Genomic DNA, 7603 nt, shown 5'->3' with positions numbered 1-7603 from the left:
GTCTGGTGGTGGGGCACTAAGAGCCCGTATGGTGGGCTGGTGTGAGCCCGTTTGTGCGCAAGGTCAAGACAGCCTCAGGGGCCACGGCCGTTCAGATCGTGTCCAAGTCCGGTGGTGTGCGCCGGATCGTGGAGCACCTGGGGTCAGCCCACGACGAGACGGAGCTGGAGGCCCTGCTGGAGGCCGGTCGGCAGAAGATCGCCGCCTGGCAGGGCCAGGGGCTGCTGGACCTGGAGTCCCTGGAGCCGGCACCGGGACGCACCGGCCTGGCTACTACCACGGTGGAGTCCAAGCACTCCAGGTTGTTGTGGGAGGTCCTGCACGGCGCCTACAGGCGTCTGGGGCTGGGTGAGGCGGTCGGGGGTGATCGGGCGTTTGAGCAGATGGTTCTGGCGCGTCTGGTCGAGCCGTCCTCCAAGGCCCAGGTCCCCCGGGTGCTGAGTGACCTGGGCCTGGAGGCCGTCACCGTGCGGACCTTGTTCCGCTCCCTGGCCCGTGCTCAGGAGCGGGGCTACCGCGAGGCGATCTCTCAGGCCTTGTTCGATCACGTCACCAGCACCTCCGGTCTGGCCCTGTGCCTGTACGACGTCACCACGCTCTATTTCGAGGCCGAGCGTGAGGACGACCTGCGGCGGGTGGGCTACTCCAAGGACAGGCGGGTCGACCCCCAGGTCATCGTCGGCCTGCTGGTCGACCGCCGTGGTTTCCCCCTGAGAATCGGGTGCTGGGAAGGAAGTAAGGCCGAGACCACCACGATCATCCCGGTGGTGGAGGCATTCCAGGCCGCTCACGGCATTGAGGAGCTCGTGATCGTCGCTGATGCCGGCATGCTCTCGGCCGCCAACCTGACGGCCCTGGATGAGGCAAGGTTGCGTTTCATTGTCGGGGCCCGCCAGGTCCGGGCCCCGGGCGACCTGGAGGCCCACTTCCACTGGAGCGGGGACGCCTTCACCGATGGGCAGCTCATTGACACCATCACCCCCAAGAAAGGCTCCAGGAGCGAGCGGGACGTCAGCAAGCGTCGTGAGCCCATCTGGGACCCGCACACTCACCCGGGGTCGTGGCGGGCAGTGTGGGCCTACTCCAAGAAGCGCGCCGCCAGGGACACTCAGACCCTGGCCGCCCAGGCCAACCGGGCCCGGGCCGTCATCGCCGGCGAGAGACGTCCCAAGGGCACCAGGTTCGTCACCGTCCATCAAGGCGATCAGGTGCTCGATGAGGCGTCCCTGGCCCGGGCCAGGTCGCTGGTGGGCCTCAAGGGGTATGTCACCAACATCCCCGCACGCTTGATGGACGCCGCCGAGGTGGTCTCCTCGTATCACGAGCTGTGGCACGTCGAGCAGTCTTTCCGGATGAGCAAGCACGACCTGAGAGCCCGCCCCGTCTTCCACCATCAGCGCGATGCTATCGAGGCGCACCTGACGATGGTCATGGCCGCCCTGGCCGTCGCCCGGCACCTCCAGGACACCACAGGGATCAGCATCAAACGCATCATCCGTACCCTCAAGCCCCTCCAGGACGTCACCATCAACCTCAACGGCCATAAGATCACTGCCCAACCCCAAATCACCCCAACCGCAGCCAGCATCCTCAAATCCCTACAGTCCCCAGGGCACTAAGGTGTCACGAATCAGGAGATCGCCCCGAGCACCTGACTCACGCTCGCCGTAGCCGGCCTCCTAGCGCCAGGAGCCTGCGCGACGAGATCCTTCAAGGCGGAGATGTCCAGGGTCCACAAGAACCAGCTACCCCGGTGCTGGGGACCCGCAAGATGCACGTGTTGCGGGGCCGCCCTCAGAGCGCCGAGCGTCACGGTGCCGGTCACGTGGCCCGCTGTACCGTCGAACGCCTCATGGGCGACCTGGGGCTGCGCGGCATCAGACGCGCCAGGTCTCCGCGCACCACGCGCAGTGCGCCGCGAGAGCAGTGTCCGGCCGACCTGGTCAAGCGCCACTTCGAGGCGTTTGCTCCCAATGAGCTGTGGGTCGCCGACATTCCTCCGCAAGCGGGAGGTGCCCCCTCCTATGTACGCGCCTTCTCCGGGTGGGTCTATGTGGCTTTCGTGACCGACGTGTACTCGCGGAGGCTCATCGGCTGGCAGACCTCCACGAGCCTGTGCACCGACCTGGCCCTGGACGCCCTGAGAATGGCCGTCTGGCAGCGGAAACTCCCCGGGGCTGACCTCTCTGGCCTGGTGCAACTCTCCGACCGTGGGGTGCAGTACAGGTCCATTCACTACGGGGCCGCCCTGGCCGAGTGCGAGGCGGTCGCCTCGGTGGGGTCGAAGGGCGACTCCTTTCGGCTTTGCTCTGGCCGAGCCACTCAACTCGCTGTACAAGGCCGAGCTCATCCGCAACCAGGGCCCTTGGGAGGACATCGACGCCGCCCGTACTCGCCACCGCCGAGTGGGTCCACTGGTACAGGCACCACCCGGACACACTCCGCCATCAGGATGCGAACCCCCGCCGAGCACGAAGCCGCCTGGGCGCCCGACACCCACCGCCAGGAACAATCACAACCGGCAACCACCGGCAACAGATAAACCAGCCTCCACAAAACCCGGGGCTTGACAAGGTCTGCAGGGGCGAGGTCTTGGAGCAGCCGCCAGATCGTGGACTTAAGATGGAAGGGGCTGATTCTCCCCAGCACCACAGAGCGCAGGTCGGCACCGGTCAGGTCTGTGGTGTGCTCCCATATCGTTGTTGGGCTCCGGTAGCCGGCCAGCACCCGGGTGACGGCCGGGGACAGCACCGTGGGCAGGTCGTGGCGCATACCGCGGCGGTCCCTGGGATCAGCCATCCTCCTGAACGGCCCGGACCAGAGGCTGGCGTGGTAGGGCAGTCGTGGTGGAAGTTGACATCAGCGCGGGTTCCTGGGGCGAGGGATTGATTTGACACCACTCATCGTCCCTACGGGACTCGTGTCCTCGTCTCAGCGACGCGCCAGGCCCTGCCACAACCCCGTCAAGCCGGCTCAGCCACCTCCTGCCTGAGAACTCACCTCACACTCATCAGTAAAGATTCGGGAAGCCGGGGTACCCCGTTATCCTTCTCTCATGGTTCAGTTGGATTCAGCGCACGATGACACCTTCCGTGACAAGGCAACTTGGATGCATTGCGGAGTACCAACCTGGGCTTGGGAATTCCCCGAGCTCCATCTACTCAAGAATGACGTAGCACCATCCCCAGAGGCGGGTGGGCCTAGGTATCGTGAGCTTTTTCGAACTGCGTGCTCACTTAGGTGTCTCGAGTACCTGTGGGCGGGATCAGAGGAGGACTACACCGCGTTCGTCAGGGGGCAACCGTCAAGGAGAACCACTCTGACGAAAGAGCGTTTTCGTTCGCTTCATCACTGGGTGAAAAATATCCTCGTAGACGACAGTGGCCTCATGGGCATGCGTTACCTGATGCTGGTGCATGACGCTGGAAAGTGCGCGGCGGTGGTAAAGATGACACAAGACGCAGGTCTCGACTGGACCGATCACGACGACTTGCTGCGCTGTGTCATGAAGACTCCGCGGCTTCAGACAGCGCTTTTGCCAAACCTCGGAGTGCTGGGCGAGGGAAAGAGCGTCCTGGTGCGGGACGTGCTCGGGCTAGAATGTAACCTGGGTCAGGTGATGCAGGGCGAGGCTCCTGCCGGCGTGCTGTTGGGCTGGGATGGTGTCGGTTCACATGTGCGTGACTGGTACCTCGTTCACCTGCTGCTCGATCTAGCCGGTGTCAAAGCCAGCGATGGCAGAGTTGGGGCGACAGCATTGACCTTGCCGGTCGTCGATGAGTTTACCGACCTGGCTGAGGCGATGGGAAGTGGGGAGACGGCTGCAGGAATGGATCGGTATGGCTGCTATCTGAGTCTCCGTGCAACGGTGCTTGGACTGAGCGAACGGGTCGCTGACGCTGATCTAGTAGCTGTCACGCGTCTGGCTCTAATGCTTCAGGTGATGGATGCAGCGGGAGCTGAGTCGGTCTGCGCCTCCTGGGAGGGCGCCGATCCCGAGACTCGGGCTGTACTGCGTCGCGAGTTGGGCCGTGATGGCGTCAGCGTTCACGCCTTCCTGCCGTACTACGGTCCGGCATTTATGCGGGTCACGGCACAGAAGGCTGGCATCCGGGCCGCCATGGATGGACTCGCGGCCCGTCTCGGACGTGCCAGAGCCGCCATGGGGGAGCCAGAGCCGGGCATCACCAACCTTGACTTTAGGCAGGAGGCGCTGGGTGTGCGTTCCTGACTCAGGAATCGGGTGTCGTGTGTCCGGTAAACTCAGCCAGCCACGTGGAGAACAGGACGGTCGGGTAACGCCTTCCGGTATGGCGGGGAACGACGGCCTTCTCGACCTGCGGGTTGGACGTCGCCGCCGTTGAGAGCCGATCTGCGAGATCGGTGGAGAGAGCCGTGGCAGGCACTTCTCGGAGCATCTTGACAACTTCTCGTGTGGTGTCGAAGTTTGGGCTGTTCTCGAGCGTCTGTACGAGGCTCTCGAGCAGTCTGTGTCTCAGGAGCTCTTCAGTTCCTGCCCACGAGATGATCTTCTCGGCGACAGTTGAGGGGGCATCATTCTCGAACGCTAGTCCTTGGACCCTTCCAGCAAGGCCATATGGAACGGTCTGCTCGCGAAATAGGGACAGGATGGGGCGGTGTCGGCCGAGTGCCCAACCGACCTCTTGATCGCACCACTCGCTCTCACGAAATCCCGTTTCGACGAAGGCGACCAGGCCGTCGCACTGGTCGAGACCGTTAGCGAGAAATGCCAGCCAATCGCGACTGGGGCGAATGTCCTGGTGTGCGATAAGGACCTCGATGCTGAGATCCTCGAGGACTGCGCTGACTGACTCGACGAACTCGTGTGACCGGCTGAGATGGGAGAAGAACAGACGGAGTCCTTGCCCGTGGAAAGGGAGTTCTTCGTCGAGCAGGAGTGTCCTGGGGCGCCTGAGAAAATTTGCCAGACTGAGCAGAGTCCGCGTATCGGCGGCGCGAAGCACCGGTATGAGACGCTCGTGCGGGATGTAATCGACAGCCGGTGTCACCGTGTCCAGCCCGTACTCCGCGAGGACGGTCTGAACGACCGTCGCGTCGAGCTCCTCGAGGCGACACGCACACTCGAGGATTGCGGCAACCCGATCTGCTCGCCTCCGGTCACTCGATGCCACGTGAGTCCCCTCTCGAATCTTGCGGCGAATTGTTCACCAGGCGGTTCATTCCGCGAAGGATGAGGCCTGCTATCATGCTCGGGTGGTGGGACATGGCAAGGTCGGCCTGTTCCGCGTTGGTCAGTCCAGTGTCGATATTCCGCCAGTTTTCCCTGATGAAGTTCAGCATGTCTACCGCCTCCGGGGTTATATCCGGGATGGTAACGGTGTAGTCATCAGGAGTCGGTAGGCCGACGGCGTCGGCGACGACCGCCCCGATTCCACCGAAACCGCCACAGATGTAGACGGGGCGGTGGGCTCTGAGTTGGAGATATACCTCCTGGAGTGTGCCGGGGACTTGTGCGTAGGTGGAACGTTCGAGGCTTCCGCCGATGAGAACGCGGGCGTGCGTCGTGGATGCGGCGAGTTGCCTCATGTCCGTAAGGGACTTCATTTTGTCCGAATCATCGCAGCGGTTTGAGGCAACACGCTGTTGTGCTGCTTCGGTGAGCGAGAGCTTTTGGTCCGTGAAGACAATTTGTAGGGAGCCGACGTTTGCGATCCGATCCTCGAACGCGCGGAGGTCCTGTTCCGTAGCAGTGAGATATACGCACCACGGCTGGAGGTTCTCAAAGGAATTAGGGGTATCGGCGTATCTCTCGGCCTGCTCTGCCATGAACGTTGTCATGTCGTGAGCGTCCTGATTGATCCTGCCTCCGTAGACGAGGGTGCCTCCATGAAGGAAGGTGAGTTGGGCTAGCTCAGCAACCGCATAGTCGAGATGAGAGTCTGAAAGACCGAGGCGTTTCAGGTCCTCCGAGGGAGAAACGGAGATACCGAGGCGACGGCCGTTCAGGCTGCGCTCTCCAGCCTCAATCAAAGGGTCCTGCCCGGGGAGGAGGGCACCTCCCCGTGAAAGGAACTCGCGTGGGGTCACGATGGTGAGGCTGGCGTCATTCCTCTTGAACCCAGCGAGTTCACACATGTCTCGAATGAGGTTTTTCTCGTGGGAGGTGAGTGGGGGGTCTGGGTGAATGATCCACAAGTGGCGGTCATCGCGTGGATGATTCTTTAGCCAGGTGGTGACTGTTGTCGGCTCGGGGGCGTGGACAGGTTTCCAGTCGAATCCTGTATCACTCGTATACAAGGCCTGGAGCTCCCATAGGGTCCGTTTGAGCGCTTCATCGACCAGGCGGCACAGCGCGCGAGCGACGCTGCTGTCAGTATCCGCCGAGGAAAACGCGACAGTCGGTACGTGGTCCATGAGGAAGGATCCACGCTCCTCTCCGCGAGCGAGTGCGGACAGCGTGACGACGGGAACGTCGTGCTCCTTCGCTAGTAGCACCTCCTTCTGAGTCCAGAGTCTGCTCGCGTAGAGGTCAGTTCGGATCATGATAAGTGCGCAGTTGCTGGCATTATCCTGCAGTGCCTCCTTCCACTTGTCACCGGTCTGGATTGAGCGCTCATCGAAGAAGCTGTCGAGATGAGTGGTGGCGATGATTTTCTTGACGATGTCGGTGACGTCTTCCTCTCCTGAAGTCTCCTTCTTTGTGTGGCTGATGAAGACTTTGAGGGGGTGGTCAATGCTCCAATCGGGGGATATGTGCTGGACGATTGCCTGGCTGATTTCGCGCTCAAGAAAAAGATGGTCGATCCAGGTGGTTGTTTCGTCTTCTTCGTCAATCGAGGTCGAGTGGTTGGGGATGGCCAGATGGGCAGCGGAGACGTGTATGCCTTGAGTGTTGTTGAGAAGGTCGGCTAGGGGGCCGTGCGTGGGAAAGGCAGGATTGATGATGACGGGAATGACAAGTCTGCGTGAGGTGTCGTTGTCGAATGTCTTGAGTGCGTCATTGAGGTACAAAGACCAGGGAGTGCCGACAGTGGTTGTCGCGCGGATGAGGCTTGTGTCGATGACGGGTATGACGACTGTGATCTGGGCTGCTAGAGGGTGCGAGTCAGCGGCTGGCACAGGACGGGGCGCCGATTGGGGGTCGGTAGAAGACCATGGGATGCTGCGGTGGTAAACTTCAACACTGCCTCCGACGAGTCCGGCGAATGCTGGTGAGTGGTAGTGGTCGCGAAGTCGGATGAATACCTGATTGCCGTGTAAACTTTCCGGATGATGGATGACGATGATGTCGAGTAGTGGTCGTGTCGTTGCCGGTCTCGATTGGGGCTGTGCCATGTCTACTAGCGTAGGTGAAGATGTTGTGTCTGGTGAATCCGGCTCTTCGTGTTTGAGGGTGTGGTAGCTGGAGCCTATTGAAGTGTATAGGTGGGGTGGGTGCGTCGTTACGCCGGGTAGGGGTCGAGGTCCCCTGATGATGGGAGCTGCTACACACGCCACCTGAGAGACCTCGACGTGCCTGAGACTACCTTCACCGGCCCTGATCTGAGGACCTTCCTGGGGCTGGATGCCCTTCAGATGGCCGTCTGGCAGCGGAAACGAGCCGGTGCTGACCTGACGGGCC

At 61.9% G+C, this 7603-nt stretch carries 5 protein-coding genes and 1 pseudogene; 3 read left to right on the top strand and 3 right to left on the bottom strand.

All coding sequences use genetic code 11. From position 1 onward, the window contains the following. The first annotated feature begins 41 nt into the window (after positions 1 to 41). Entirely contained in the window at positions 42 to 1619 is a 1578-nt protein-coding gene (locus RWR81_RS11470) for an IS1634 family transposase (protein ID WP_314457882.1), read from the top strand. A gap of 152 nt (positions 1620 to 1771) precedes the next feature. Then, positions 1772 to 2281, top strand: a pseudogene (locus tag RWR81_RS13695) (DDE-type integrase/transposase/recombinase); the annotation flags it as partial. 65 nt (positions 2282 to 2346) lie between these two features. Here the strand turns inward: RWR81_RS13695 and RWR81_RS11465 are convergent. Further along, positions 2347 to 2799 carry a hypothetical protein gene (locus tag RWR81_RS11465; protein ID WP_314457881.1) on the bottom strand — a complete coding sequence of 151 codons (453 nt, stop codon included), beginning with the start codon at positions 2797 to 2799 and terminating at the stop codon, positions 2347 to 2349. Between the two features lie 256 nt (positions 2800 to 3055). Between RWR81_RS11465 and RWR81_RS11460 the strand changes: the two genes are divergently transcribed. Continuing rightward, positions 3056 to 4231, top strand: a complete 1176-nt coding sequence (locus RWR81_RS11460; protein WP_399498433.1) for a hypothetical protein — start codon at positions 3056 to 3058, stop codon at positions 4229 to 4231. 1 nt (position 4232) lies between these two features. Here RWR81_RS11460 and RWR81_RS11455 read toward each other — a convergent pair whose 3' ends face one another. Both RWR81_RS11455 and RWR81_RS11450 read right to left on the bottom strand, forming a co-directional pair. Then, positions 4233 to 5153 (bottom strand): toll/interleukin-1 receptor domain-containing protein, encoded by a 921-nt coding sequence (locus tag RWR81_RS11455; RefSeq protein WP_314457879.1) that lies wholly within the window; start codon positions 5151 to 5153, stop codon positions 4233 to 4235. After that, complete coding sequence (locus RWR81_RS11450) at positions 5140 to 7317, bottom strand: hypothetical protein (RefSeq protein WP_314457878.1); 2178 nt, start codon at positions 7315 to 7317, stop codon at positions 5140 to 5142. The genes RWR81_RS11455 and RWR81_RS11450 overlap by 14 nt, the downstream gene beginning before the upstream one ends. Positions 7318 to 7603 lie beyond the last annotated feature (286 nt).

Source organism: uncultured Actinomyces sp. (assembly GCF_963526355.1).
Lineage (GTDB): Bacteria > Actinomycetota > Actinomycetes > Actinomycetales > Actinomycetaceae > Actinomyces.
Note: the sequence above shows the minus strand (reverse complement) of the source record. Positions and strands in the feature narration are given on the sequence as shown.

Coding starts and splice junctions, on each gene's coding strand:
- RWR81_RS11465 (WP_314457881.1), bottom strand. CDS start 2,799: ATGGCTGATCCCAGGGACCGCCGCGGTATGCGCCACGACCTGCCCACG.
- RWR81_RS11460 (WP_399498433.1), top strand. CDS start 3,056: ATGGTTCAGTTGGATTCAGCGCACGATGACACCTTCCGTGACAAGGCA.
- RWR81_RS11450 (WP_314457878.1), bottom strand. CDS start 7,317: ATGGCACAGCCCCAATCGAGACCGGCAACGACACGACCACTACTCGAC.